This is a genomic window from Streptomyces sp. NPDC026659 (genome assembly GCF_040638245.1).
Classification (GTDB): domain Bacteria; phylum Actinomycetota; class Actinomycetes; order Streptomycetales; family Streptomycetaceae; genus Streptomyces.
The window spans coordinates 136,537-161,842 of the sequence record NZ_JBEZXY010000003.1; the positions used below are offsets into that span (position 1 = coordinate 136,537).

The window sequence follows — 25,306 nt, forward strand, 5'->3', positions numbered from 1 at the left end:
CCCCCGCGTTCCCCGCCTGCCGCACGCACCCCCGCACAGCGTCGGTGACGACGAGATTCCGGGCCCGCCAGGTCGCGTGCCGACCCCGCGGACCGCCGCCGCGTCCGCGTGGCCGCCGTACCGGACGCGGTGAGCCGGGTCGGGGGGGAGTACGCCTGCCGCTACGAGAACCTCACGGCCCTCTTCGCGGCGTACTCCCCCGCCGGACTCGGCGTCCTCACCGACGTCAGTGGCGCCACCGCTCGTCGAGGGCGATCACCCGCAGCCGCTCCATGCCCAGCTCGGGGGCGGGACGGGTGACGGGGCCCGCCTCGGCGTAGGAGTTGATCTCCCGCACCAGGACGCGCAGGCCGTCGGGGCGCAGCGTGTCGACCTGCCAGACGGCTGCCTTGCCGCCCTTCTCGGAGTGGCTCCGGGTCATCTTGACCTTGGTCCCGTCCTTCAGGACCCCGCTGTCGCAGACGAGGGGACCGCCATCGCAGCCCATGCGCCTGGCCAGCAGCTCGGCCCGGTTCGGCTGGACGTCCACCTCGAACATGGTCTTCCCGGCGCCGTCGTCGTGCACCAACTGCACCATGCCGGGGGAGCTGTTCACGTCCGAGACGTGCCCCTTCGGCAGCAGGGCGGTGAGCACCGAGGTCATCCGGTCGGCGGAGGGCATCCCCTCCTCCCTCGGACCCGGTTCCGCACTGTCCTGGGCCGGAAGGGAGGCGATGGCCGTGCGCCAGGCCGGGCTCCGGACGATCTCACCGAGCTGGTCGAGGGAGAGCCCCGGCTCGACGCCCGTCGCGGACTCCTTCTCGCCGCCCCCGCCGAACTCCTCCAGGGACAGCTGTACGCCGTCGCCGGTGATGTACTCCACGTACCAACGCCGCTGCCCGCCGGGGCTGCTCGGATAGGTGAAGGACTTGGTGGAGTTCAGCACGGAGCCGTCGGGGAACCGCTTCGTCGTGCACGTGTCGTACGGCCGCACCTCGACGGGCATGCAGCCGCCCGCCTGCTGCCGGGAGATCATGATGTCGAGCGCGGTCGACGCACCCCCCGCGTCGGTGTGGACGAGCTTGGCCGAGAGGGCGTCGGGCGTTCGCGTGCCCGACACCTGCGAGACGGTGCCGCTCTTCGGCATCAGGCTCCGCAGCGTGGCCGCCACGTCGTTCCCGCTGACGGACGGCACCGGGCTGCCGGGGGCGGAGGCGGGAGCGGCGGGCCCGATCGACGCCGGAACCGCCGCCGGTGTTCCGGCGCCCCCGAGGACCCCGGCGCCCACCAGCGCCCCACCGAGCGCGGCCACCGTCAGCACGGCACCGCCCCCCACCTGCGCGGCCCGCCACATCCGCCGTCGGCGCCCGCGCTGGGCGGCGCGCTCCAGCAGGCCGGGGGGCAGCGGGGGAAGGGTGTGGGCGGCGTCGTCCAGCGCGGCGGGCAGCCGCCGCTCGAACGCGTCGTTGGCGTCTGTGGGCATGACGAATCTCCGTTTCCTGTGCGGGTACGACGGTGAGGGGGCGCGAGGCCCCGGACGATGACGGGTCTGGTTTCTGGTGACGGCTGACAGGTGCCGCCTGACGGGTCTACCGGAGTGCCAGCTCGGCCAGTTGGTCGCCGAGTACGGCACGCAGCCGTCGCAGCGCGCGCAGGCTCTGCGTCCGGACCGCGCCCGGCGAGACCCTGAGGACCTCGGCGGTCTCCTCCACCGACCGGTCCTCCCAGTACCGCAGCACCAGCACGGCACGGTCCTTGGCCGACAGCCGGGCCAGCCCCTCCAGCAGGGTCAGCCTCAGCTCCGCGTCGTCGGAGCGGCCCACCCGTTCGGGCATCCATTCACTGGGCCGCTCGGAGGAACTGCGCTTGCGGCGGTACGAGAGGAACGTGCGGGTGAGCACGGTGTTGGCGTAGGCCACCGGCGAGCTGTCCCGGTTGATCCGCCGCCACGAGCAGTACATCTTCGCCAGCGTCTCCTGCACCAGGTCCTCGGCCAGATGCCAGTCACCCCCGGTCAGCAGACACGCGGTACGGAACAGATGCGCCCCCCGCGCCGCCGCGAACTCCTGGTACTCCCGCCCCGCTCTGCCAACCATGGCACCCTTCCGTGATCCGAAGTCACCCTTTACACGCGATGGGGGGTGGGGACGTTACAGAGGTGCCGTCAGTACCGGCGGACGAGGCCGGCCGCGCCCTGGCCGGTACGGGCGGCGTGGCGGAGCACGCGCAGGGGGCCGTCCAGGAGGGCCTCGGCGTCGTGGTCGGGATCGTCCCCCAGGCCGGTCATCCACCGGTGGATCCGCTCGGCCACGTCACGCCGCCGGGTTCCGGTCAGGGCGAGGGCCTCCTCGGCCGCGGGAAGCCGGGCGCGCACCTCCTCGGCGGACAGCAGGAAGTCCCCGAACCAGCCCGGCAGCCGCAACATCGCATCGGGGCCGAGGGCGTAGGCCAGGGCCGAGAAGGGACTCGCCTTGCGCGCCACGGCGGCGAACAGCCCCTCCTCCCCCTGGGGCGGGAACGCGTCCATGACGGCGTCGCCCAGCGCCTCCACCGGATCGGAGTCGTCCTGGCAGCCGTCGAAGAACGCGCTCAGCCGGAAGGCGTCCTCACCGGCGACCCAACTGCCGGGCTCGGACTCGGAGGCGCTGAACAAGGACTCCGGGACCGTGCTCCGCCACCAGGCCAGTTCCCCGGGCACGTGGGCGTACGACGGCATCGGTGTCGGCGGCGAGGCCCGAACCGCCGCGCGCAACAGCTCGCTCAACTCCGCATCGGGCACCGTCCCGATGACCCACGCACCCATGACGCCCAACTCCGCCCCCATTTCCGGTTCAGCCCCGGATCCTGATCACGAAGTACGGCAAACGCAAGAGGCCCCGGATCTCTCCGGGGCCTCTTCACTGTGCACTCGGCAGGATTCGAACCTGCAACCTTCTGATCCGTAGTCAGATGCTCTATCCGTTAAGCTACGAGTGCTTGTTCTTTTGTTTTTGTCTTCCGTTCCGGCCCTTTCGGCCCGTCCCGGCGACAGGAAGAACATTACATGACTGCCGCCGTCATGTGAAATCCGATCCGATCACCCCCTCTGACCTGCAGAAACGCCAATCCGGGGTGAGGCGGGACAGGTCGGCCCCGGCAGTCGGACGCGGGACGGAATCATGGAAACGCGATCAGGAAACCTGATCAGGAAACGCCGAAGCCCCGGTCCTGGGGACCGGGGCTTCGGGATGGTGCGGAGGCGGAGGGATTTGAACCCTCGATGGGCTTTAAGACCCAAACCGCATTAGCAGTGCGGCGCCATAGACCGGACTAGGCGACGCCTCCAGCACAACCGATCACACGCGAGCGCGCGATTGGTGCGTGCAGATGATGACACAGGCGAGCGCCGCGTCACCAATCGACCCCCACGGTACTAGGCGCGGGGGCCGCAGGGCAAAGGGCTTCTCTGGCGTGGCGGAGGAGAGGGGGAGAAGAGAAGGGGAAGGGGAGGAGGAAGGGCGGGGGAGAAGTCGGGGCCCGGCGGCCGGGGGCGTGGGTGGGCACATGTTCGGGGTCACTTCCTCGTGGGACCTCCCCCGTATCCGGCGCCGCGAGCGCGACCGCTGCCCTTAGACTCCCTCGCGTGACACCCCCGCGGGCCGGTTGGCAAGATGGCCCGAGCGGTAGGCAAGGTGCGGTAACAGGGAGGAAGCGTCTCGTGAGCAGCAGGCCATCCCGAGGCGCTGCTCGCCTCGCAGCCATACTCGACGCGCTGCCCGACGCGTTGCTCCTGGTCAACGCCAACGGGACCGTCGTCAACGCCAACACCATCGCCCTGGAGACCTTCGAGTCCCCCGGCACGGCGCTCGTCGGGCGCGGCCTGCTCGATCTGCTGCCGCAGTTCGACTCCAAGCTGATCCCCGGCTCCATGCGCCGCCCCGACCACATGGACCCGCGCGGCCGCACGAAGCCGACGCGGATGGTCGCCCGGCGCACCGACGGCACCGAGTTCCCGGTCGAGGTCACCAGCGCGAACCTGGAGAACGGGCAGCAGGCGTACGACGGTTCCGGCTACACCGGTGACGAGCTGCTGATGCTCGTCGTACGGGACCTGTCCGGGACCGTGGACACCGAGGCCGAGCTGGCGCGTTCGCAGCGGCAGACCGAGATGATCCTGCGGGCGGCCTCCGAGGGCGTCGTCGGTACGGACACCGACGGGCGGATCGTGCTGGTCAACCCGGCCGCCGCGCAGATCCTCGGCTACCGCGCGGGCGAGCTGGGCGGCAAGGAGCTGCACAACCTCGTCCTGCACTCGCGGGCCGACGGCTCCCCCTTCCCGTATGCCGAGTCCCCCCTCGCCGACACCCTGCGCTCCGGGCGCAAGCACCGGGTGCGCGGGCAGGTGCTGTGGGCCAAGAACGGCGACGAGGTCTCGGTCGACCTGACCACCGCGCCCGTGCGCGACGGGGACCAGCTGGTCGGCGCCGTCATGACCTTCACCGACCGGCGCGCCTACGAGACGCTCTCGGTGGAGAAGTCCGCGCTGGAGAAGGCGCACGCCGAGGAGCTGGAGAAGCTCTCCGAGGAGCACGCCTCCGACCTGACCGCGCTGCGCCAGAAGCACGTGGCCGAGCTGGAGGAGCTGAGCGAGGACCGGGACACCAGGCTCGCCGAGCTGCGCGAGGAGCGCGACACCGAGCTGGCCGGGCTGCGCGAGAAGCACGAGGAGGAGCTGGCGGCGGGCGAGGAGCGGTACGCGGCCCTCGCCGAGCGCGAGAAGGACCGCCACGAGGCCCTCGCCGCCCGGCACGAGCAGCTGCTCACCCTGCTCGACGGCTCCCTGCGCGGCCCCCTCGACGAGCTGCGCCGCGAACTGGCCGCCCTCGCCGCCGACGACGCCGGGCAGCTGTGGCCCGAGGCCAACCAGGTCCTCCACCACCTGTCCGCCGGCTACGCCCGCATCACCGCCCTCATCGACAACGTCCTCTCCTACCAGCGCCTGGACTCCGGCACCGAGGACATCACCCGTACGAAGGTGATGCTCGACGCCGTGGTCGCCGCCGGTGTGGACGGCGCCGTCGAGCTGATCGGTCCCGGCCGCGTGCAGTTCGCCGTGCACGCCCCGCCCATCGAGGCCGAGGTCGACCCGCAGCGGCTCGCCACCGCGCTCGCCCACCTCGTGGCGGACGTCGCGGGCGTGGACGCCACCGGCAACGCGCCCGTCTCGGCGGGCGGTTACCTGGACAACACGGTCGTGGTCGCCGCCGCCCAGCGCGGCGAGGTCGCCCGGATCGAGGTGCGCGGCCCGTACGCCGGGGGCGACGCGGTGCACGAGCCGATCGTGCGCGGGATCGTCCGCGCGCACGGCGGTGTGCTCCAGACCCACGAGGTTCCGGGCATGAGCGGCAGCGCGTACGTCCTGGAGGTGCCGCTCGGCGGTGGCGCCGGGACGGTCGCCCTGCGGCTCCCGGCCGTCCAGGAGGACGTGGCCGAGGAGACCCCGGCTCCGGAGGCGCAGGACGCGGGGCGCCGGGTCCGGCGGTCCTCCACCGACGCCTTCCTCGACAGCGACCTGTCCGCCGCCGGTCCGGTGAGCGGCGACGGACCCGCCCCCGCGCCGACCGGACGGCGCCGCAGGCGCGGTGCCCCGGCCCAGGAGGAGGGCGGACCGGCCGCGCTGGAGACCGCGCAGGCGGCGTCCGGCGGTACGGGACGGCGGCGCGGACGGCCCGCCGACGGCAGTGCGGGTGCCGGTGCCGGTGCTGATGCCGGTCAGGACGCGGTGGCCGAGGGTGCCGTGATGACGGCGGCCGAGCACGCCGCCGGGACGGCCGCCGTGGCCTCGGGGCTCGGTGCCGCCGTTCCGCCGCAGGGCGTTCCCGCCTCCGGCGGCCGCGAGGAACAGCCGGCCCTGCCGCCCGCGCTGCCCGCCGCCCCCGACCCGAGGGTGGCCGAGGCCGTACAGCCGACCGGACGGCGCCGGCGTGCGCTGGGCAGCGCTCCGGAAGCGGCCGATGCCGCGCCGGAGGCCGCCGACCAGGGGCCGCGCCCCGTCTTCGCCCTGCCACCCGCCGAGGCCGACCGCACGCCCGAGATCCCTGCCGGGATGCCCGCGCTGGCTCCGGCTCCGGTTCCGTCTCCGGTTTCGGCTGACGAGGGGCGGCACGACGCCGTCTCCGTCGACGACGCCGACGATCACACTCCGCCCCAGCCGCACCCCACGACCTCGCCCACCGGACGCCGCCGCCGCGCGGTGGCCCAGCCGAGCGAGCCGACGCGGGAGGCGCAGGGCATGGCAACGGTCGCCCCGCAGGCTCAGCCGGGCGCGGTGCCGGGTGCGCCGGGGGTTCCGGCGCAGGCGCCCGCCCCGGGTGGGGTGCCGGTGCCCGGTCAGCCGGTACCGGCCGGGGGGCAGCCCGCCGCTGTGGCGGGACAGGCCGTTCCGGTTCCCGGGCAGGCCGTACCCGTACCTGGTCAGGCGGTTTCGGTCCCCGGTCAGGCAGTCGCCGTACCCGGACAGGCTCCCGGCACCGCCGTACCGGCGCCCGGACAGCCCGTACCCGTGCCCGGACAGGCCGTCGCCCTCCCGGCTCAGGCACCCGGCGCTCCCGTGGCCGCCCCCGGTCAGCCGCTGCCGGTTCCCGGACAGGTCGCGCCGATCCCGGCCCAGGCCATCCCCGCTCAGGCCCCGGCCAGCGCCGAAGCCGCCGCGCAGGCGGCCCCGCAGCCCGGTCCCCAGCCGCTCCCCGCCGAGGCCGCCGCGCCCGCGTTCCCGCAGCCGTGGCCCGATGACGACGAGGACGACACGGCCGGGGCGGGCGTGCCCGCGCCGAAGGCGTCCGCGTTGCCGCCGCGTGCGGCGCAGCCGTTGCCTGCGGAGGCGCCCGGCGCGCCCGCGTACGACCCCACCTCCACCCAGGGGCACGCGATCAGCGTGCGGACGCTGGGCCAGGGCGTGCCGTTCGTCCGCCAGGCCGCGCAGGTGCAGCAGGCGCCGCAGCCCGGCGCCACCCCGCCCCCGCACGGGACGAACGGCGGTGGCAGGCGCCGCAAGCTGGGGACGCCCCCGGCCGCGCGCCCCGAGGCGCAGCCGGAGCAGCCCGGCAGGCCGCAACCGGCCGGAGAAGCCGTACCCGCGCAGCCGTCCATGGCCGGGCAGGTCAGGCTCGCCCCCGGTACCGAGGGCATCGGGCGCTCGTACGCCATAGGGGCACCGGACGCGAACGCCGCCGAGGGGCCCGAGCCGCTGGACGGTCCCGGCGGTGCCGTCGAGGTCGCGGACACCCCGCGCCCGCAGCCGCTGGACGACGAGCTGCCCCCGGAGCCGCTGGACAATCCGCGCAGGCTGCTGGTGTGGCCCGCGCCGGACACCACGACCCAGCAGGCGCTGAGCGACCGTGGTTACCGTCCCGTCGTGGTGCACTCGCGCGAGGAGGTGGACGCGCAGATCGCCGCGTTCCCGGCCGCGCTGTTCGTGGACCCGCTGACCGGCCCGATCACGCGTACGGCGCTGCAGTCGCTGCGCCAGGCGGCGGTCGCCGCCGAGGTGCCGGTGCTGGTGACGGCCGGGCTCGGCCAGGCGAGCCGCGAGGCGGCGTACGGCGCCGATCCGGCCGTACTCCTCAAGGCGCTGGCGCCGCGCGACAGTGAGCAGCATCCGCCGCGGGTGCTGCTGGTCGAGGAGCACGCGGAGATCGCGCTGGCGCTGACCGCGACGCTGGAGCGGCGCGGGATGCAGGTGGCGCGGGCGGCGAGCGACGGCGACGCGGTGACGCTGGCCGGGCAGTTCCGGCCGAACCTCGTCGTCATGGATCTGCTGCAGATGCAGCGGCAGCAGGCCGGGATCGTGGACTGGCTGCGGACGAACGGGCAGCTCACCCGTACCCCGCTGGTCGTCTACACCGCGACCGTCGACCCCGGCGACCTGCCCCGGCTGGGCTCGGGCGAGTCGGTGCTGTTCCTCGCCGAGCGCGCGACCACCGACGAGGTGCAGTCGCGGATCGTGGATCTGCTGGCGCGGATCGGCACGAACTAGCGGTACCAGCCGGCCGTAGCCGTAAGGGAAAAACCGTACGGGCCCCACCACTCGGTGGGGCCCGATCCCGTAAGGGGCCGGCGGTCAGGCCAGCTTGGTCACGTCCAGCTTGCCCAGCCGGTGGGCCTCGCGGATCTTCTTCTTGTCGAACTTGCCGACGCTGGTCTTCGGGACCGTCTCCACGATGGTCCAGCGCTCGGGCAGCTGCCAGCGGGCGACCCCGGCCTCCTCGGAGAGGAAGGCCCGCAGTGCCTCGAAGCCGACCTGGGCGCCTTCCTTCAACACGACGGTGGCGAGCGGGCGTTCGCCCCACTTGTCGTCGGGCACGGCGACCACGGCCGCCTCGGCGACGTCCGGGTGGGACATCAGCGCGTTCTCCAGGTCGACCGAGGAGATCCACTCGCCGCCGGACTTGATGACGTCCTTGGCGCGGTCGGTGAGGGTGAGGAAGCCCTCCGGGGAGATGATGCCGACGTCGCCGGTCTTCAGCCAGCCGTCCTCGCTGAACTTGTCGGCGGGGCGCAGGGGTTCGGCGTCGGGGCCGTTGTAGTAGGCGCCCGCGATCCAGGGGCCGCGCACCTCCAGCTCGCCCGCCGACTCGCCGTCCCAGGGCAGGCGTTCGCCGTCGGGGCCGGTGAGGCGGGCCTCGACGCCCGCCGGGAAGCGGCCCTGCGTGACGCGGTAGCCGAACTCCTCGTCGGTGCCGATCGCGTGGGCCGGCGGACGGGCCACCGTGCCGAGCGGCGAGGTCTCCGTCATGCCCCAGGCGTGGCAGACCCGCATCCCCAGCTCGTCGAACGCCTCCATCAGGGAGGGCGGACACGCCGCGCCGCCGATGGTGACCTGGCCGAGGGAGGAGACGTCACGGGGCTTGGCGCGCAGCTCGGCGAGGAGTCCCTGCCAGATGGTGGGGACGGCGGCCGCGTGCGTGGGGCGCTCGGACTCGATCATCTCGGCGAGCGGGGCGGGCTGGAGGAAGCGGTCGGGCATCAGCATGTTGACGCCGGACATGAAGGTGGCGTGCGGCAGGCCCCACGCGTTCACATGGAACTGCGGGACCACGACGAGCGTGGTGTCCGAGTCGGTGAGGCTCATCGACTCGGCCATGTTGACCTGCATGGAGTGCAGGTAGATCGAACGGTGGCTGTAGATCACGCCCTTGGGGTCGCCGGTGGTGCCGGAGGTGTAGCACATGGCGGCGGCCCGGCGTTCGTCCAGCTCGGGCCAGTCGTAGCTGTCCGGGCGCCCGTCGAGCAGCTCCTCGTACTCGTGCACGCGCGCGGTGGCGCCCGCCAGCGGGGCGCGGTCGCCGGGGCCCACGACGACGATGTGCTCCACGGTGGGGAGTTGGGGCAGCAGGGGCGCGAGCAGCGGGATCAGCGAGCCGTTGACGATGATCACGCGGTCGGCGGCGTGGTTGACGATCCACACCAACTGCTCTGCCGGAAGGCGGAGGTTGAGGGTGTGCAGGACGGCGCCCATGGAGGGGATCGCGAAGTACGCCTCGACGTGCTCGCTGTTGTTCCACATCAGGGTGGCCACGCGCTCGTCGCCCTCCACCCCCAGCTCGTCCCGCAGGGCGTGCGCCAGCCGGGCCGACCGGGCGCCGATCTCGGCGAAGGTGCGGCGGTGCGGCTCGCCCTCCCCGGTCCAGGTGATGACCCGCGACGATCCGTGGACGGTCGACCCGTGGGTGAGAATCCTCGAGATCAGCAGCGGTACGTCCTGCATGGTGCTCAGCACGGCGGGCGTCCTCCCCGGCAACATTGCCTAAGCGGAAGTAGAGTCGCGCTGATTCTGCGCACATACCGCGCGGTATGTCACTAGGGGGGCCGAAACTCGCCGGTGGGCGGGGGCGAGAGGGGCTCAGGGTGACACCCCCGGACCCCCTTCCCGCCCCGGCCGGATCAGACCCCCGCGTCCGACCCGTCCCGGCGTACGACCCCCAGCTCCGGGTCCTCGCGCAGCTTGCCGAGCGCACGCGACACCGCCGACTTGACCGTGCCCACGGAGACGCCGAGCAGGTCGGCGGTCTGGGCCTCGCTCAGGTCCTCGTAGTAGCGCAGGACGACCATCGCGCGCTGGCGGGCGGGGAGTTTGGCGATCGCGCGCCACATCGCGTCGTGCAGCGCCTGCCGTTCGGCCGGGTCGGCGCCGCCCGCGAGCGGCTCCGGCTCGGGCAGCTCGTCGCAGACGAACTCGTCCACCTTGCGCCTGCGCCACTGCGAGGTCCGCGTGTTGAGCAGGGCGCGCCGCACATAGCCGTCGAGCGCCCGGTGGTCCTCGATCCGCTCCCAGGCGGCGTACGTCTTGGCGAGCGCGGTCTGGAGCAGGTCCTCGGCGTCGTTCGGGTTGGTGGTCAGCGAGCGGGCGGTGCGCAGCAGCACGGGGCGCCTGGCGCGGACGTAGGAGGAGAACGACGAGTACGTGGTCGCCGCGGTACGGAGCCTGGGGTGCGGAAGGGTCTGCCGCGCTGGTGCGGCGGCGGCCGAGGCGCTGGTGCAGACGGGTGCGGTCATGACTCCACGCTAGGAGCGAGGGTGCCTTCGGCGGATCGGCCGCAGGTCCCGAAGCGGGGTCCGCCTCAGGTCGGAGGGCCGGGCGCGCCCCCACCTCCTGTGGGTGGAGTACGGCTCTGCCCGGCCTGAGGGTTGACCCTGAGGGGACCGGCCGGGACGGACCCACGGGGTCGGGCGGGACGGACCCGAAGGGCGGCCGAGGCAGACCCCGAGGCCCTCTGGCGATCATCGAACATGCGTACGACTATCGTTCCATGGCCACCTTCCGCCGGCAGGTCACCACCCTGGCCCTCGCCCACGCCCTCTCGGCCGCCGAACGCGGCCTGGCCGTCCTCCCCCTGTCCCGGACCAAGCTCCCGGCGCTGCGCTCGCCCCACCGCGCCGACCCCGTGCGTCCGCCCTGCCACGGCGAGTGCGGCCGCCCCGGCCACGGCGTCCACGACGCCTCCACCGACCCCGCCCGCATCCGCGAACTGTTCGCCGCCGCGCCCTGGGCCACCGGCTACGGCATCGCCTGCGGCCTGCCCCCGCACCACCTCGTCGGCGTCGACCTGGACACCAAGCCCGGCACCGACGCCCCGGCCGCGCTGCGCGCCCTGGGCCTCAGGTTCCGGTTCGCCGTCCCCGAGACGGTCGTCGTCCTCACCCCGAGCGGCGGCCGCCACCTCTGGCTCACCGCCCCGCCGGACACCGTCGTACCCAACTCCGCGAGCCGCGTCGCCCCCGGCATCGACATCCGGGGCGCCGGGGGCTACCTGGTCGGCCCCGGCTCCCGCACCGCCCACGGCGTCTACGTCACGGCCCCCGGCACCGCCCGCCTGCGCCCGGCGCCCTGCCCGCGCAACCTGCTGCGCCTGCTCGTACCGCCACCCCGCCCGCCCCGCCGCACGACCCGGCCTTCCCCCGGCGACGGCCGGGGCCTGCTCCACTTCGTCCTGACCGCCCACGAGGGCCAGCGCAACACCCGCCTCTTCTGGGCCGCCTGCCGCGCCCACGAGTCCGGCCTCGGCCCCGCCCTGACCGTCCCCCTCCTCGAAGCGGCCCTGGCCACGGGCCTGCCGGAGCCGGAGGCGCGCGCGACGATCGCGTCGGCGGCGCGAGTGGCGGGGCGGGAGTCCTGACACCCCCGGTCGCGCCTCACGCCGACGCGTCCACCGCCGCCCGCACGAACTCCCGCACCCGCTCACTGGTGTTGTCCGCCCGCCACACCGGCCCCCGCCGGATCGGCGGGGCGTCGTGCAGTGGGACGTACGCGAGGTCCGGGCGCGGGTAGTACCGGCGGGCGTGCTCGCCCACGGGGAGGACACCCCGGCCCATCGCGACCAGCGTCAGCATCTCGGAGAAGGTGCGCCCGGCGGGGCCCTTCGGCACCGGGCGGCCCGAGGGCGTCCGCTCCGGTGTGCGGTCCCGTTTGAAGGCGGCGGAGGTGACCTCGGGGTACTGCACCACCGGGTGGTCGGCGAGGACTTCGACGGACACCGACTCCTCCCGCGCGAGCGGATGCTCGGCGGCGACGGCGAGCATCCGCCGCTCCGTGAGCAGGGCGGGCCCGCAGGCCATGCCGTCGAAGGGGTACGCGGCGACGAGCACGTCCACCGAGCCGTCGAGCAGGCTCGCGCGGGAGTCGGACAGCTGCGCCTCCCGTACGGTCACCCGGCACTCCGGGTGCCGCTCCCCGAACAGCGTGACCGCCTTCAGCAGCGTGGGGGCCGTCCACTCGCCGAGGAAGGCGACCCGGAACTCACCGGTGATCCCGCGGCTGGCGTCGGCGGCCCTGCGCAGCGCCTCGGCCATCCCGGCGGCGAGCGGGGCGAGGTCGTCGGCCAGCCGCCGCCCGGCCGGGGTGAGCCGCACGCTCCGGCTGGTCCGCTCGAACAGCGGGCCGCCGACCCGCCGCTCCACCTTCCTGATCACTTGGCTGACCCGCCCGGTCGTCACCCCGAGCCGCTCGGCGGTGCGGCCGAAGTGCAGCTCCTCCGCGAGCGCCAGGAAGGCTTCCAGTTCGATCCGTTCCAGCATGAGGTCCCCCGTTCGTTGAGCCAGGCTCAACGACCGTAGACCGATCCGCGCTTGATGGTCACCGCGCCCCGGCGGATCGTGGAACACACGTCCCTACGGTCTTCCTCCGGAGGAAAACATGCCCGAGCTGCACGTCAAAGCCTTCGACCACCTCGTCCTCAACGTCGCCGACGTCGAGCGCTCCCTCGGCTTCTACACCGGGTTCCTCGGTCTCGAGCCGGTGAACGTGGACGCGTGGCGGGCGGGAAAGGCGCCGTTCCCCTCCGTCCGGGTCGCACCGGAGACGATCATCGACGTGGTCGGCAAGCCCCGGGGCGAGTCCAACGTGGACCACATCTGTCTCACCGTGGACCCGCTGGACTGGGACGAGTTCCTGGAGTCCGCCCAGGTGAACGTCCTGGAGGGGCCGGTCCAGCGGGACGGCGCCCGGGGCACGGCCACCTCCGTCTACGTCCAGGACCCGGACGGCAACACGGTGGAGCTGCGCTGGTACCCCCAGGACGCCTGACCTCTTCTCCGTAGGCTTCTCCGTAGGCGCGCTTTCTTCGTGGGCGCGCTTTCTTCGTGGGCGCGCTTCAGTAATCGCTGTTCATGGCGGTGTGCACCTCGGCGAGGGTGGTGTCGGCGACATCCCGGGCCCGCTCGTTGCCCTCGCGCAGAACGCGGCGGAGCAGCGCGCGGTCGCGCGCGTACTCGGCGCGGCGGGCACGAATCGGCGCCAGGTACTCGTTGACCGACTCGGTCACCACCCTCTTCAGCTCGGCGGCCCCCCGCGAGCCGATCTCACCGGCGATCCGCTCCGGGGTACGGCCCTGGCACAGCGCCGCCAGCAGAAGCAGCGAGGCGACCTCGGGGCGCCCCTCCGGGTCGTAGTGGATGTGCCGCTCGGCGTCCGTCTTCGCGCCCCTGATCAGCCGGGCGGTGTCGTCCGGGCTCGCGGCGAGCGCGATCGCGTTGCCCCGGCTCTTGCTCATCTTGGTGCCGTCCGTGCCGAGCAGCACGGGCGCGCGGGACAGCAGCGCCTCCGGCTCGGGGAAGACGGGCCCGCCGTCGCCGTACCGCTCGTTGAAGCGGCGCGCGACGGTCCGGGTCAGCTCCAGATGCGGCAGCTGGTCCCGGCCGACCGGGACCAGGTTGGCCTTGCAGAACAGGATGTCGGCCGCCTGGTGGACGGGGTACGTGAACATCAGGCCGCTCACCGCCGCCTGCCGTGAGTGCGCGATCTCGTCCTTGACCGTGGGGTTCCGGCCCAGCTCGGCCACGGAGACCAGGCTGAGGAAGGGCAGCAGCAGCTGGTTGAGCGCCGGAACGGCACTGTGCGTGAAGATCGTGCTCCGCGCCGGGTCCACCCCCACGGCGAGATGGTCGAGGACCAGCTCCTCGACATGCCCGGTGAGATCGTCCGCCACGTCCCGGTCGGTCAGCACCTGGTAGTCCGCGATGATCACGAACGTCTCGACGCCCATGTCCTGCAGCCGCACCCGGTTGTGCAGCGTGCCGAAGTAGTGCCCCAGATGCAGCCGCCCGGTGGGCCGGTCCCCGGTCAGAATCCGGAACCGCCCCGGCTCCTCGGCGATCCGCTCCTCCAGGGTGGTGGTGCGCGTGATGGTGTCCACGGAATCTCTGTTCACGGGGTCTCCTGGTCGTCACTTGCGCCGCCGGAAAGGCACGCACCCCAGGTCCGGGAACACAGAAAGGGGCCGTCCGTCCGAACGGCCCCTGCCATGTGGTCATGCGTAGAACGCGGCCGCTCCTAGAAGGAGCGCCACCAGCTACGACACGACGAAAAACGCATGGGCACACGATAACGCCGACCCACGACGCGGCAACCGGAATACCGCCCCGCCCCAGCTTCCCCGCTCCGGTGCCTCACGCCCCCACCCCCAGGAACCGCAGCACAGCCAGCACCCTCCGGTGATCCGCGTCGGCCCGGGGAAGGTCCAGCTTGGCGAGGATGTTGTTGATGTGCTTGGCCACCGCGCTCTCGCTGACCACGAGTTGGGCGGCGATACCCGCGTTGGAGCGGCCCTCGGCCATCAGGGCGAGGACGTCGCGCTCGCGGACCGTCAGCCGGTCCAGCGGGTCGCTCCGGCGGCGGACGAGGAGCTGGGCGACGACCTGGGGATCGAGGGCGGTGCCACCGTCCGCCACGCGTCGCAGCGCCTCGATGAACTCCTCGACGTCCGCGACGCGTTGCTTGAGGAGGTAGCCGACTCCGCTGGTGTGGGTGCCCAGCAGATCGGCGGCGTAGCGCTCCTCGACGTACTGGGAGAGGAGCAGGACGGCGGTCGAGGGGTGGGAACGGCGGATCGACAGGGCGGCCCGCACGCCCTCGTCGGCGAAGCCGGGCGGCATACGGACGTCCACCAGGGCGAGATCGGGATCGTGTTCCTCCACCGCGTCCAGGAGGCCCTGCGCGTCGCCCACTTCGGCAGCCACCTCGAAGCCGGCCATCTCCACCACCTTGACCAGCCCGATCCGCAGCAGCACGGAGTCCTCGGCGATCACGGCGCGTCTCAACTCGGGCACGGCAGCTCCACGTTCATCATGGTCGGGCCCCCCACGGGGCTGCTCATCCGGAACGTGCCGTCCACCGACCGCACGCGCTGGGTGAGCCCGGTGAGGCCGCTCCCCTTGGCGGGATCGGCGCCGCCCGAACCGTCGTCGGAGATCACCAGCCGCAGTATTCCGCCCAACCGGGTGACCGTCACCTCCGCCCGGGTCGCCTCGCGGGCGTGCTTGGCGATGTTCGTCAGCGCCTCGGAGACGACGAAGTACGCGACCGTCTCGACCGCCGGGGGCAGCCGCCGGGGCAGATCCACGCGGAGCCGTACGGGCAGCGGGACGCGTGCCGCGAGTCCCGACAGGGCGGCGTCCAGGCCGAGTTCGTCCAGGACGGCCGGGTGCAGTCCGCGCACCAGGCTGCTCAGTTCCTCGATCGCCTCCTTCGCCTCCCGGTGCGCCGCGTCGATCACCTCCCGCGCCTCGGGCGGCAGTTCGGTCAGCGTGGCTCTGGCAATCCCCAGGTTCAGTGCCAGGGACACCAGGCGCTGCTGGGCTCCGTCGTGCAAGTCCCGTTCGATGCGCCGCCGTTCAGCGTTCGCGGCGTCCACCGCACCGGCCCGGCTCGCGGTGAGGTCCTCGACCCGTCGTGCCAGGTCCTCCTCCCGGCTGCGGCCGAGCAGCGTGGGCATCACCTGGCTCTCCAGGCGCACGAGAGCGGCGGCGGTGCCCGGCACAGCGGCCAGTGCGAGCAGCCCCGCCACGGAGACGTACACCGCCTGCACGGAGTAGCCGAGGTGCTCGACCCGCCACTCCCAGGGCAGGGCGTACACCCACGCCCAGGTCAACGACGCTGTCACGGAGGCCAACAGCAGTCCCAGCAGCAGGACTTCGAGGCTGCCGAAGAGCGTCCCGGCGAGGCAGTGGTACCCGAGTTGGCGCCACGGCCGCCGCCACCCCGGACGGGGGATGTCGATCCCGAGCAGGCGGCGGAAACGTCCGCGCTGCGCGACGGTCAGCACCGGCACGGAACCCGCCGTCAGCATCAGCGCGAACGTCAGAATCACCGGCGCCGTGCTGTCCCGCCCGGCGACGATCTCCCACACGAGGCCGGACACCATGAACAGCAGGAACCCCATGAAGAGGTGCAGCGGCGCCCCCAGAGCGAGGAAGGACACGTCGCGGACCAGGCGGGTGAGGGCGCGCCGTGTCCGGGGCGGGATTCTCATGGCGCCACCGTAGGCCCCGTGCACCGGGCCCAACATCCAACTTCCGCCCGTATCAACGGTGTAGCCAGTGCCACCCCAGGACGGACAGCGGTGTTACCGACTCGGGCCGACGCGAACCGGAGGCTGGATCACGAGCCCGACGGCCGGGTTCACGACACCGGAAGAGACCTCCGCCATGCCCCTCGGTCACGCGCTCCACCACGGCATCCACCCCTGCGGCTCCGCCCGCCCCGCCTCCTGGCACGGCCGCGTCCTGACCGGCACGGGGCTGGCCCTGCTGCCCTGGCTCGGCTACCTCGCCGGCACCCTGCCACCCGCCGAGGCCGCCGCCTGGGTCGCCCTCGACGCCCTGGAGGCCGCCGCGCTGATCACCGCGGGCAGCCGCCTGCTGCGCGCCGACCCCAGGCATCGTCTGCCCTCCGCCGCCGCGGCAGTCCTCCTCCTCGCCGACGCCTGCCTCGACCTGGCCACCGCGGCCCCCGGCCCGGACCTGGCCACCGCCGCCGCCATGGCGCTCTGCGCGGAACTCCCCCTCGCGGCCCTGTGCGCGACCCTCGCCGCCCGCCGCAGGTCCCGGTAAACGGAAGGGGTGCCCCTCACCGAGGGGCACCCCTTCTGACGCGTCTCTAGGACCTCTGCGGAGGCGGTGGGATTTGAACCCACGGTGACATCGCTGCCACGACGGTTTTCAAGACCGTTCCCTTCGGCCGCTCGGGCACGCCTCCCCGCGCCGCCCACCTGGGGCGGAGCGGGGTACAGCGTACCGGGATCGGGCGGTGGAGGGGGCGGTGGGCGTCAGTTGTCGCCGACGCGGGAGCCGAGGGTGAGGTCGACCGTGTGGTCCTGGCCGCCGCGCTTGTAGGTGACCGTGACCTTGTCGCCGGGCTTGTGGGTCCAGATCTCGCCGATCAGGGTCGGGCCGCTGTCGATGACGGAGCCGTCGAGCTTGGTGATGACGTCGCCCGGCTTCAGGCCGGCCTTGGCGGCGGGACCGCCCGTCTCGACCGCGGCGGCGCCGCCCGCGCCCTGGTCGGTGATCTTCGCGCCGTCGGTGGACTCCTCCAGGGAGACGGAGGCGCCGATCTTGGCGTACACCGGCTTGCCGGTCTTGATCAGCTGCTGGGCGACGTACTTGGCCTGGTTGATCGGGATGGCGAAGCCGAGGCCGATCGAGCCGGACTGGCCGGAGCCGAAGCCGCCGCTGTTGGTCGACTGGATCGCGGAGTTGATGCCGATCACCGCACCGGCGGCGCTCAGCAGCGGACCGCCGGAGTTGCCCGGGTTGATCGACGCGTCGGTCTGCAGGGCGCTCATGTACGACGCCTTGCTGCTGGAACTGCCGTCGCTGGAGGCCACCGGACGGTTCTTCGCGCTGATGATGCCGGTGGTGACCGTGTTGGACAGGCCGAAGGGCGCGCCGATGGCGATCGTCTCGTCGCCCACGGCCACCTTGTCCGAGTCGCCCAGGGCGAGCGGCTTGAGGTCCGAGGGGGCGTTCTTCAGCTTGACCACGGCGACGTCGTAGCCCTGCGCGTGCCCGACGATCTCCGCGTCGTACTTCCGGCCGTCCGGGAAGGTGGCCGTCAGCTTGCCGCCGTCGACCGCGTCGGCCACCACGTGGTTGTTGGTGACGATGTGGCCCTGGGTGTCGAAGACGAACCCGGTGCCGGTGCCGCCCTCGCCGTTGCTGCTCTCCGCCTCGATGGTGACCGTGCTCGGCAGCGCCCGGGACGCGACGCCCGCGATGGTGCCCGCCGAGCGCTTGACCTGCGAGGCTCCGCTGTCGTTGGCGGAGACGGTGGTGGAGCCCTGGCTGTCGTTGTCCTTGGCCAGCGTGTAGCCGATGCCACCGCCGATGCCGCCCGCGACCAGCGCGGCCACCAGGACGGCGGCGATCAGCCCGCCGCGCCCGGAGCTCTTGGGGGCCGGCGGCTGGTACGACGCGCCCCAGCCGCCGCCCGTGCCACCGGCGCCGCCCGCGTCGCCGTGGGCGGGCGGGGGCGGCCAGGTGCCGTCGGGGGCGGACGTGCCGTAGGGGTGGTGCGGGGCGGGGCCCTGGCCGTGGGCCTGGGGGCCCTCGGCGGATGCCGGTCCCGGAGCCTGCCCGGCGGCGCCGGGCAGGCCCTGGGGCAGCGGCGGCAGCGGAGTCGTCGGTGCTCCGCCGTCGGATGCGGCGCCCTGCGCGGAAGCAGTGGGAGCGTCCACCGGCACGGGAGGTGCGGACGGGGCCGGGGGTACCGCGTTGCCCTCGTTCTCGGTGCTCACAGCTCTTCTCCTCGCTCCACGGCTGTCGTAGTCGGTCGCACTCGCTCGTGCCGTTCCTGTTGTATGTACGCAGCTTTTCCCACGAGCCGTCAGAGCACCATAAGCGGGGGCTGTGGGTCCGGTGACAACCTTTACACAGGACATCTCCGGCAATACTTATATATGCATTAATTACAGCGCATCGGCGCGCGCGTCACGGGGAGCGTTCCCGCCTCCCGTCACACGTCGTGTCGGTGGCACGATGACGGCGTGACCCACGCATCACAGCACTCCATCCAGGTCGTCGCGCACCGGGGAGCCTCCGAGGACGCGCCCGAACACACCCTGGCCGCCTACCGCAAGGCGATCGAGGACGGCGCGGACGCCCTCGAATGCGATGTACGCCTCACCGCCGACGGCCATCTGGTCTGTGTGCACGACCGGCGGGTCAACCGCACCTCCAACGGCCGGGGCGCGGTCTCCGCCCTGGAGCTCGCCGACCTCGCGGCCCTGGACTTCGGTTCCTGGAAGGGGCGCGGCTCCGGGCGCGGCCGGGACGAGGAGCCCGACTGGGAGCACCGGCCCGAGGACCGCGAGGCGACCTCCGTCCTCACCCTGGAACGGCTCCTGGAACTGGTCGCGGACGCGGGGCGGCCGGTGCAGCTGGCCATCGAGACCAAGCACCCCACGCGCTGGGCGGGCCAGGTCGAGGAACGGCTGCTGATACTGCTGAAGCGGTTCGGCCTGGACGCGCCGGAGCACCCCGCCGACTCCCCGGTGCGCGTCATGAGCTTCTCCGCGCGCTCCCTGCACCGGGTGCGGGCGGCCGCGCCGAACCTGCCGACCGTGTACCTCGCCCAGTTCGTCTCGCCCCGGCTGCGCGACGGCCGGCTGCCCGAGGGCGTGGGCATCGCCGGGCCCTCGATCCGCATCCTGCGCAGCCACCCGGCATATGTCGAACGGCTGAAACAGGCCGGTCACCAGGTCCATGTGTGGACCGTGAACGAGCCCGAGGACGTGGACCTGTGCGTCCGGCTCGGCGTGGACGCCATCATCACCAACCGCCCGCGCGCGGTCCTCGGCAGGCTGGGCCGACTCGGCTGAGCACACGGCTTCCGGCGCCGAGCACACGGCTTCCGGCCCGGTACGGGCCAAGAGTCCCGTAAGGACCGGCGCGCGGCCCTTGACCCGGGAGCGGCGGTGGAGCATCCTCCGTTTCCCGGCCACACCACCGATATCCGGCCACCCGGCCATAGGGAGTACAAGGGAGTGCTCCGGCGCGTTCGGTGCGTGTGCGGACGTTGCGAATGCGTCGCCGGAACAAGACTGACCGGTTTCCGGTACAGGCCAAGGGGGCATCCACACCGTGGCGTGGGGCGAAGGAGGTCTCGGGGGTGGCGTTGGTGGTGGCACAGGAGGTGCCCACGTCGTCGAGCATGGCCGTACCCCATGGCCCTGCGGGCGTGGGCAAGGCGAGGCACCGGATGCGTGCGCAACTGCGCGGCGGCGGTGTGTCGGAATCGGTCATCGACGACGCCGTGCTGATTCTGTCCGAACTGCTGAGCAACGCGTACCGGCACGGACGCCCGCTGGGCGGCGCCCCGGCCGGGACCGGCTCGGTGCGGGCGGCCTGGCGGGTGGACGCGCGGGGACGGCTCATCGTGGAGGTCACGGACGGCGGCGGCCCGACCCGCCCGGCTCCGGCGAGCCCCTCGGTCACCGCGCACGGCGGCCGGGGACTGAGCATCATCGACGCGCTCGCCGACGACTGGGGCGTCCGGGACGAGATCCCCGGTGAGATGACGGTCTGGGTGATCGTCCACGCCGACGTGCACGATCCCGACGCACGCTGCGGACACAACGCTTTCGCTACGCGCGTCACGGCCGTTCCGGCGCTCCCCGGGCTGGACGGACTGGACTTCGCGGACATGTTCGACGCCCTGGACTGACGGCCCCGGGACGGCCCGGAACTCCGGGCCGCCGAGGGTTGTCCACAGGTCCGGGCCCGTCGTGGCGCGAACGGCTAGGCTCCCCGCGTACGAGACAGAGCCGTAACCGGGAGAAGCCCACGATGGCCAAGAAGCGACCCCAGACCAAGGCCAAGCGCCCGCAGCCGAGCGGGGCCCGCTCCGCCGACGGACAGATTCCGGTCGTCGGCGCCCGGGAAGCCTGCCCCTGCGGCAGCGGCCGGCGCTACAAGGCGTGCCACGGCCGGGCCGCCGCGCACGCGGTGACCGAGCTGGTGCAGCGCCCCTTCGAGGGACTGGGCGGCGAGTGCGACTGGGTGGCGCTGCGCGAGCTGGTCCCGGCCGCCACCGCCGCGCTGACCCTGCGGGACGGCCTGCCCGAGGGCGTCCCCTCCGTCACGCTGGCCACCGTGCTCCCGATGGCGTGGCCCGCGCTGCGCCGCGACGACGGCTCGGTGCTGATCGGCCTGCAGAACGACACGGCCTCCGGCGACATCAGCCGCGACCTGGCCGACACGCTGCTGCGCGCGCTGGAGGCGGAGCCCGGCACCCCGGTCGAGGCCCGCCGCGCCCCCGCCGACGGCCCCCGGCTGCAGGACCTGCTGGACGAGACCGCGCCGTTCGAGCCGGTCGTGCACACCGGCTTCGAGTTCTGGGTGCCGGACGCGGAGAACGCGAGCACGGAGGTCACCGCCTCCCTGGAGCGCGCCAACGCGGCCGCGATCCCCACGGTGAAGCTGACCGGTGTCGACGCCGCCTACTGGTGCGAGACCCCGGAGAAGAACCACCTGCGCTGGGTCATGCCGTACCCGGAGGAGCACCTGCTCGACGCGCTGGCGCGGTTGCACGCGGCCGGACAGTCCACCCTCGGCGAGGGCACCCGCCTGGTCGGCTCCTTCCGCGCCCACGGTCTGACCGTCCCGGTGTGGGACCTGCCCAGCGGGGTCGGCGCCGAGGACATGGAGAAGCCCGCCGCCGAGTTCGCCGAGCGTCTCGCCGCCGCCCTCGCGGTCACCGAGCCGCTCACGCCGGAGGAGCGCCGGGCCCGCGGCGGCCTGACGAACCGGCAGGTCACGCTCAGCTGAGAACGGCGGGACGGCGGTGACCGCGGAGGGTGACGCCTGTCACAACTCCCGGTTCTGACAAGGCAATCGGTGGCCGAATGGCCGAGCCGGAATTTGCGAACCGCCGATCTCTTGTTACCGTTCCAGTAGCCCGGTTGCTGGTGCATCCCCCGTCGCCAGCAACCGGGCCTTTCCATGCCCGCGCACCGGCGCGCACCGTCGACGCACACTGCCGACGCGACACCAACTCCCTTGCTAGCCAGGGAAGTTGCTGCCCGCCCGCAACATCAGCGGCGCGGCATCGCCCCGCCCGGCGAACTCCGCGACGGCCGTGAAGGCACCCGGTGCGCCCCGGGTGCGCAGACGCGGGGTCTCGCAGGTGGCGGGCTCGTCGCCACCGCCGGCGGCGCAGCGCGTCAGCACGGTCCGGCCGCCGGGGCCCAGCAGGCTCAGCAGGGCGTCCACCGCGTCGCCGCTGGTGTTGCGGTAGTAGGTGCGGGCCCAGCTCTCGCCGCCCCGGGTCAGCACACAGGTCTGCGCCTCGACGCCGTCCGGCGCGGAGAGTTCGGGACCGCAGCGGACGGCGGTGGCCTCCCCGATCCCCAGGGAACGGGGACGTTCCCGCCCGGCTACGGCGGCCTCCGGAGCGGACAGGACGGCAGCGGGCGTAGGGACGGCGGACGCGGAGGAGCCAGGCGCACCGGCAACGGTCGTACCGGCGGCGGCCGTACGACCCCCGGACGCACCGCCCGAGGGTTCCGGCCCGCCCGTCTGCCCCGCCGACGCCGCGCCCAGGGGCAGCAGCACCGCGACCGCCGCGAGACCCGCGAGGGTCAGCAGACGCAGCCGGGCGGGGGCCCGGCCATCGGGGCCGGCGGGGATTCGCAGCATGGGCGGAACATAACGAGCCCGGAAGGACATCCGGGCCCGCTCCCGCCCGACACCCCTACAACTCGGGCGCGCTCACACCCGTACGAGTGAGGGCCTCGACGACCGTGGGCACCACGGCCTCCACGTCGGGCACCCAGGGCCGCGCCGAGCCGGGCAGCGGGGCGCGCTCCCAGCGGACGGCACCCTGGCCGGTCTCGGAGGGGGGCAGGGCGAGATAGCCGCCCTCGCCGTGGAAGCGGAGCGAGGCGGGCACATGGTCCTGCGCGTAGAGGAGTTCGCCCAGCTGCTCCATGGAGTACGGCCGCACCAGGATCGCCCAGCGGACCGGAGTGGCGATCACCGGGCCGAGCCGCATCCCGCGCCGGTCGAGCAGGGTGAGGGCACGGGCGGCCGCGAGCGCGGGCAGGCTGACCGCGCACGGGGCCTGGCCACCGGTGGCCAGGACGATCGGCGCGGCGGGCCGCCTGGTCCACCACCAGCGCACCATGCGGGCGTCGGTGCTGGCCGCGAGCAGGCCGGGGTCGAAGGGGTGGGCTCCCGGCACCGTGCAGTCGGGGTCGGGGCAGGAGCAGCGGGCGGGGCCGCCGGAGTCCGGCGCCACACCCGGGAGTACCGGCCACCGCCACTCGGTCGCGAAGGTCAGGGCCGCGCCGAGCAGATCCGGCCCGGACTCGTCCCGCCCGGGCAGCCGCCCGCGTCGCCTTCCGAGGATCTCGCGCATGAGCGCTCGTTCCTTTCCGTTGCACCGCTGGGCAACACCGTTGCACCGCTGGCAACACCGTGGAATCACATCATGTGTCGATCACTTCACTGTGCGTACCTTGTGGCGCATCACGCCCCCGCGCGCGGCGGGAAGAGCCCCCCAGGGGGTCGAGCGTCGGCCGCGTCCGTGGTGCGTCCAGCAGGAGTACGGCTGCGGCGCGGGGGTGGCGAAGCCTGGCGTTTTACCGTCGCGCGTGTTTCTCTCCGCCTCCGCCACGGGAGGATGGGGCTCGGCCGTCGGTGGTTATGACGCCCGGGTCCGCCGCCAGGTTCCGGGCCCTTGCCCAACCGCCCCTGGCCTTCTCCGAGTACGTACCCATCACGACCGCTGTGACGCTCCGTGGAGCAGGGCCAGTCGACCGCAGAGGAGCCTTACCCGAGGCAGTTTCAAGCCAACTTGCCAGTAAGGCAAGGGCATCGAAGGAAAAGCACGTCAGACGCATGGACACCAGGAATACCGGCAGGACAATGCTGGACATCCCCTCACGAGTCCGTGTACATGTGGAGACACTGCCAGCGGCGCAGAATGACATGGGGGTTCGCGATGCTTTTCAGCACAACGCACCAGCCCGGAAGTCGGACGCCATGACCGCCCCGCACCCCGCGAAAGTGGCCGGAATCGATCCCACTGTTCCCACTCCCGCCCACACTGTCGCGCCCGTGTCTCCCGCCCCGGACGCCGGTCCCGTCCCGGACACCGCGCCCGCCGCACCCGCCGTCACCGTCCCCCACGCGCCCGCCCCCGGCACCCTGCTCCAGGACCGCCTCGCGGGCTGGGTCTCGGACCTCACCACCCTCCAGGAGCTGACCGAGCGCCTGTGCCGCACGGCCGGCCTCGACGCCGCCCTGGAGGAACTGCTGCGCGCCGGTGCCGCCCTGGTCGGCGCCCGCCGCGGCCTGGTCGTCCTGGAACCCGGCGACGGACCCGGCCCGCGCACCACCCGCGGACTCGGGCTCGGCCGCGCCGACATCGGCCACCTGGAGACCGTCCCGCACGGCCCCCTCCACACCGCGCTCGACGGCGAGAGCATCCGCGCCGACCTGTTCGCCGAGGACGGTCTCGACCCCCGCCACCGCGAGGTGGCCACCCGCCTCGGCTACGCCGCCTGCTACGCGCTCCCGCTCGCGTCCGAGCCGGGAAGCGGCCTCGGCACCGCCGTCTGGTTCTACGACGAACCGGCCGCGCCCGACGAACACCACCGGCATCTGATCGGGCGGTACGTCCGGCACGCCGCCGCCCACCTCGCCCTGCTCCTGGAGGTGGAGCGCACCCGCGCGTGCGCGGCGACCATCACCGAGGAGCTGCTGCCCTCGCGGCTGCCCCGGGTACCCGGCGTCCAGCTCGCCGTCCGGCACCGCACCGGGCCGCGTGGCGGCGGCGACTGGTACGACGCCCTGCCGCTGCCCGACGCCGCGCTCGGCCTCTCCGTCGGCTCCGTCACCGGCTCCGGGCCCGGCGCGGTCGCCGCCATGGGCCGGCTGCGCGCCTCGCTGCGGGCCTACGCCGTGATGGAGGGCGAGGACCCGGTCGCCGTCCTGTCCGACCTGGAGCTGCTGCTGCGGCTGACCGAGCCCGCCCGCTCCGCCACCGCGCTGTTCGCCTACTGCGAGCCCGCCCTGCGCAAGATCACCCTGGCCGGGGCCGGACACAGCCCGCCGCTGATCGTCGGCGAGCGGCGCACCGAGTTCGCCGAGACCTCGGTCTCCGCGCCGCTCGGGATGCTCGCCTGCTGGGAGGCGCCCAGCCTGGAGTTCCACGCCGAGCCCGGCGAGACGCTCCTCCTCTACACCGACGGACTGCTGCACCGCACCGGCGAGGCCATGGACCGCGCCTTCGCCCGGCTGCACGCGGCCGCCGCGAGCGTCCCGCGCACGCTGCGCGGCGACCCCGGCGCCCTCGCCGACCACGTACTGCGCACGGTCCTGCCCGACGGCCCCGACCCGGGGGACGCCGGGGAGGACGTGGTCCTGCTGGCGGCCCGCTTCGACTGAGCCGGCGCCCGCCGCGACCGCGTGCGACCGCCCGCGCGCCCGGTCCCGACGCCCCGGTCCGTCCCGGTACGACCGTACGATGAGGGTGGTTCCCAGCTCGGGCATGGTCGCGGACCTCGCGAGC

The 25,306-nt window shown here is 73.4% G+C and carries 20 protein-coding genes, 3 tRNA genes and 1 pseudogene; 9 read left to right on the forward strand and 15 right to left on the reverse strand.

What is annotated here, in order from left to right; all coding sequences use genetic code 11:
- Positions 1–75: 75 nt before the first annotated feature.
- Positions 76–300, forward strand: a pseudogene (locus AB0E91_RS09515) (MarR family transcriptional regulator); the annotation flags it as partial.
- Here the strand turns inward: AB0E91_RS09515 and AB0E91_RS09520 are convergent.
- From AB0E91_RS09520 to AB0E91_RS09540, 5 genes are all read right to left on the reverse strand, one after another.
- The gene (locus AB0E91_RS09520; protein WP_361777712.1) at positions 227–1,462 is read right to left on the reverse strand and encodes a hypothetical protein; all 1,236 of its coding nucleotides are present in this window, start codon (positions 1,460–1,462) and stop codon (positions 227–229) included. The pseudogene AB0E91_RS09515 and the gene AB0E91_RS09520 overlap by 74 nt on opposite strands.
- Positions 1,463–1,568: 106 nt before the next feature.
- Positions 1,569–2,075, reverse strand: a complete 507-nt coding sequence (locus AB0E91_RS09525; protein WP_361777715.1) for a SigE family RNA polymerase sigma factor — start codon at positions 2,073–2,075, stop codon at positions 1,569–1,571.
- A gap of 68 nt (positions 2,076–2,143) precedes the next feature.
- Complete coding sequence (locus tag AB0E91_RS09530; protein ID WP_361777718.1) at positions 2,144–2,782, reverse strand: hypothetical protein; 639 nt, start codon at positions 2,780–2,782, stop codon at positions 2,144–2,146.
- 100 nt (positions 2,783–2,882) lie between these two features.
- Positions 2,883–2,955, reverse strand: a tRNA-Arg gene (locus AB0E91_RS09535).
- A 257-nt stretch (positions 2,956–3,212) separates the two neighbouring features.
- Positions 3,213–3,303 (reverse strand) — tRNA-Ser (locus AB0E91_RS09540).
- A 373-nt stretch (positions 3,304–3,676) separates the two neighbouring features.
- Between AB0E91_RS09540 and AB0E91_RS09545 the strand changes: the two genes are divergently transcribed.
- A complete protein-coding gene (locus AB0E91_RS09545; protein WP_361777721.1) occupies positions 3,677–7,993 on the forward strand; it encodes a PAS domain-containing protein in 4,317 nt (1,438 codons plus the stop codon).
- An 84-nt stretch (positions 7,994–8,077) separates the two neighbouring features.
- On the opposite strand, the gene AB0E91_RS09550 is transcribed toward AB0E91_RS09545, so the two are convergent.
- Positions 8,078–9,736: a long-chain fatty acid--CoA ligase gene (locus tag AB0E91_RS09550; protein ID WP_361777724.1), complete on the reverse strand. Its 1,659-nt coding sequence runs from the start codon at positions 9,734–9,736 to the stop codon at positions 8,078–8,080.
- Between the two features lie 164 nt (positions 9,737–9,900).
- On the reverse strand, positions 9,901–10,512 hold the full coding sequence (locus tag AB0E91_RS09555; protein WP_361777727.1) for a SigE family RNA polymerase sigma factor: 612 nt from the start codon (positions 10,510–10,512) through the stop codon (positions 9,901–9,903).
- 254 nt (positions 10,513–10,766) lie between these two features.
- Here AB0E91_RS09555 and AB0E91_RS09560 point away from each other — a divergent pair, with 254 nt between their 5' ends.
- The gene (locus AB0E91_RS09560) at positions 10,767–11,633 is read left to right on the forward strand and encodes a bifunctional DNA primase/polymerase (protein WP_361777730.1); all 867 of its coding nucleotides are present in this window, start codon (positions 10,767–10,769) and stop codon (positions 11,631–11,633) included.
- 16 nt (positions 11,634–11,649) lie between these two features.
- Here AB0E91_RS09560 and AB0E91_RS09565 read toward each other — a convergent pair whose 3' ends face one another.
- Complete coding sequence (locus AB0E91_RS09565) at positions 11,650–12,531, reverse strand: LysR family transcriptional regulator (protein ID WP_361777733.1); 882 nt, start codon at positions 12,529–12,531, stop codon at positions 11,650–11,652.
- A gap of 118 nt (positions 12,532–12,649) precedes the next feature.
- Here AB0E91_RS09565 and AB0E91_RS09570 point away from each other — a divergent pair, with 118 nt between their 5' ends.
- The gene (locus AB0E91_RS09570; RefSeq protein ID WP_161179131.1) at positions 12,650–13,039 is read left to right on the forward strand and encodes a VOC family protein; all 390 of its coding nucleotides are present in this window, start codon (positions 12,650–12,652) and stop codon (positions 13,037–13,039) included.
- Between the two features lie 67 nt (positions 13,040–13,106).
- Here the strand turns inward: AB0E91_RS09570 and trpS are convergent, their stop codons facing one another.
- The 3 genes from trpS to AB0E91_RS09585 form a co-directional block, all read right to left on the reverse strand.
- Positions 13,107–14,162 (reverse strand): tryptophan--tRNA ligase, encoded by a 1,056-nt coding sequence (gene trpS / locus AB0E91_RS09575; protein ID WP_361777736.1) that lies wholly within the window; start codon positions 14,160–14,162, stop codon positions 13,107–13,109.
- 238 nt (positions 14,163–14,400) lie between these two features.
- Positions 14,401–15,039: a response regulator transcription factor gene (locus tag AB0E91_RS09580; RefSeq protein ID WP_361779035.1), complete on the reverse strand. Its 639-nt coding sequence runs from the start codon at positions 15,037–15,039 to the stop codon at positions 14,401–14,403.
- A gap of 8 nt (positions 15,040–15,047) precedes the next feature.
- A complete protein-coding gene (locus tag AB0E91_RS09585) occupies positions 15,048–16,262 on the reverse strand; it encodes a sensor histidine kinase (protein ID WP_361777739.1) in 1,215 nt (404 codons plus the stop codon).
- 175 nt (positions 16,263–16,437) lie between these two features.
- Here AB0E91_RS09585 and AB0E91_RS09590 point away from each other — a divergent pair, with 175 nt between their 5' ends.
- A complete protein-coding gene (locus AB0E91_RS09590) occupies positions 16,438–16,842 on the forward strand; it encodes a hypothetical protein (protein WP_361777742.1) in 405 nt (134 codons plus the stop codon).
- A gap of 58 nt (positions 16,843–16,900) precedes the next feature.
- On the opposite strand, the gene AB0E91_RS09595 is transcribed toward AB0E91_RS09590, so the two are convergent.
- Positions 16,901–16,987 (reverse strand) — tRNA-Ser (locus AB0E91_RS09595).
- A gap of 70 nt (positions 16,988–17,057) precedes the next feature.
- On the reverse strand, positions 17,058–18,527 hold the full coding sequence (locus AB0E91_RS09600; protein WP_361777745.1) for a trypsin-like peptidase domain-containing protein: 1,470 nt from the start codon (positions 18,525–18,527) through the stop codon (positions 17,058–17,060).
- Between the two features lie 249 nt (positions 18,528–18,776).
- Here AB0E91_RS09600 and AB0E91_RS09605 point away from each other — a divergent pair, with 249 nt between their 5' ends.
- From AB0E91_RS09605 to AB0E91_RS09615, 3 genes are all read left to right on the forward strand, one after another.
- Positions 18,777–19,610: a glycerophosphodiester phosphodiesterase gene (locus AB0E91_RS09605; protein ID WP_361777748.1), complete on the forward strand. Its 834-nt coding sequence runs from the start codon at positions 18,777–18,779 to the stop codon at positions 19,608–19,610.
- Positions 19,611–19,813: 203 nt separating this feature from the next.
- The gene (locus AB0E91_RS09610) at positions 19,814–20,455 is read left to right on the forward strand and encodes an ATP-binding protein (protein WP_361777751.1); all 642 of its coding nucleotides are present in this window, start codon (positions 19,814–19,816) and stop codon (positions 20,453–20,455) included.
- A 122-nt stretch (positions 20,456–20,577) separates the two neighbouring features.
- Positions 20,578–21,558: a DUF5926 family protein gene (locus tag AB0E91_RS09615; RefSeq protein ID WP_361777754.1), complete on the forward strand. Its 981-nt coding sequence runs from the start codon at positions 20,578–20,580 to the stop codon at positions 21,556–21,558.
- A gap of 234 nt (positions 21,559–21,792) precedes the next feature.
- Here the strand turns inward: AB0E91_RS09615 and AB0E91_RS09620 are convergent, their stop codons facing one another.
- Positions 21,793–22,428 (reverse strand): hypothetical protein, encoded by a 636-nt coding sequence (locus tag AB0E91_RS09620; protein WP_361777757.1) that lies wholly within the window; start codon positions 22,426–22,428, stop codon positions 21,793–21,795.
- Positions 22,429–22,483: 55 nt separating this feature from the next.
- Positions 22,484–23,149 (reverse strand): bifunctional DNA primase/polymerase, encoded by a 666-nt coding sequence (locus AB0E91_RS09625; protein ID WP_361777760.1) that lies wholly within the window; start codon positions 23,147–23,149, stop codon positions 22,484–22,486.
- 509 nt (positions 23,150–23,658) lie between these two features.
- Here AB0E91_RS09625 and AB0E91_RS09630 point away from each other — a divergent pair.
- Positions 23,659–25,182: a SpoIIE family protein phosphatase gene (locus AB0E91_RS09630; protein ID WP_361779038.1), complete on the forward strand. Its 1,524-nt coding sequence runs from the start codon at positions 23,659–23,661 to the stop codon at positions 25,180–25,182.
- Positions 25,183–25,306: the final 124 nt, after the last annotated feature.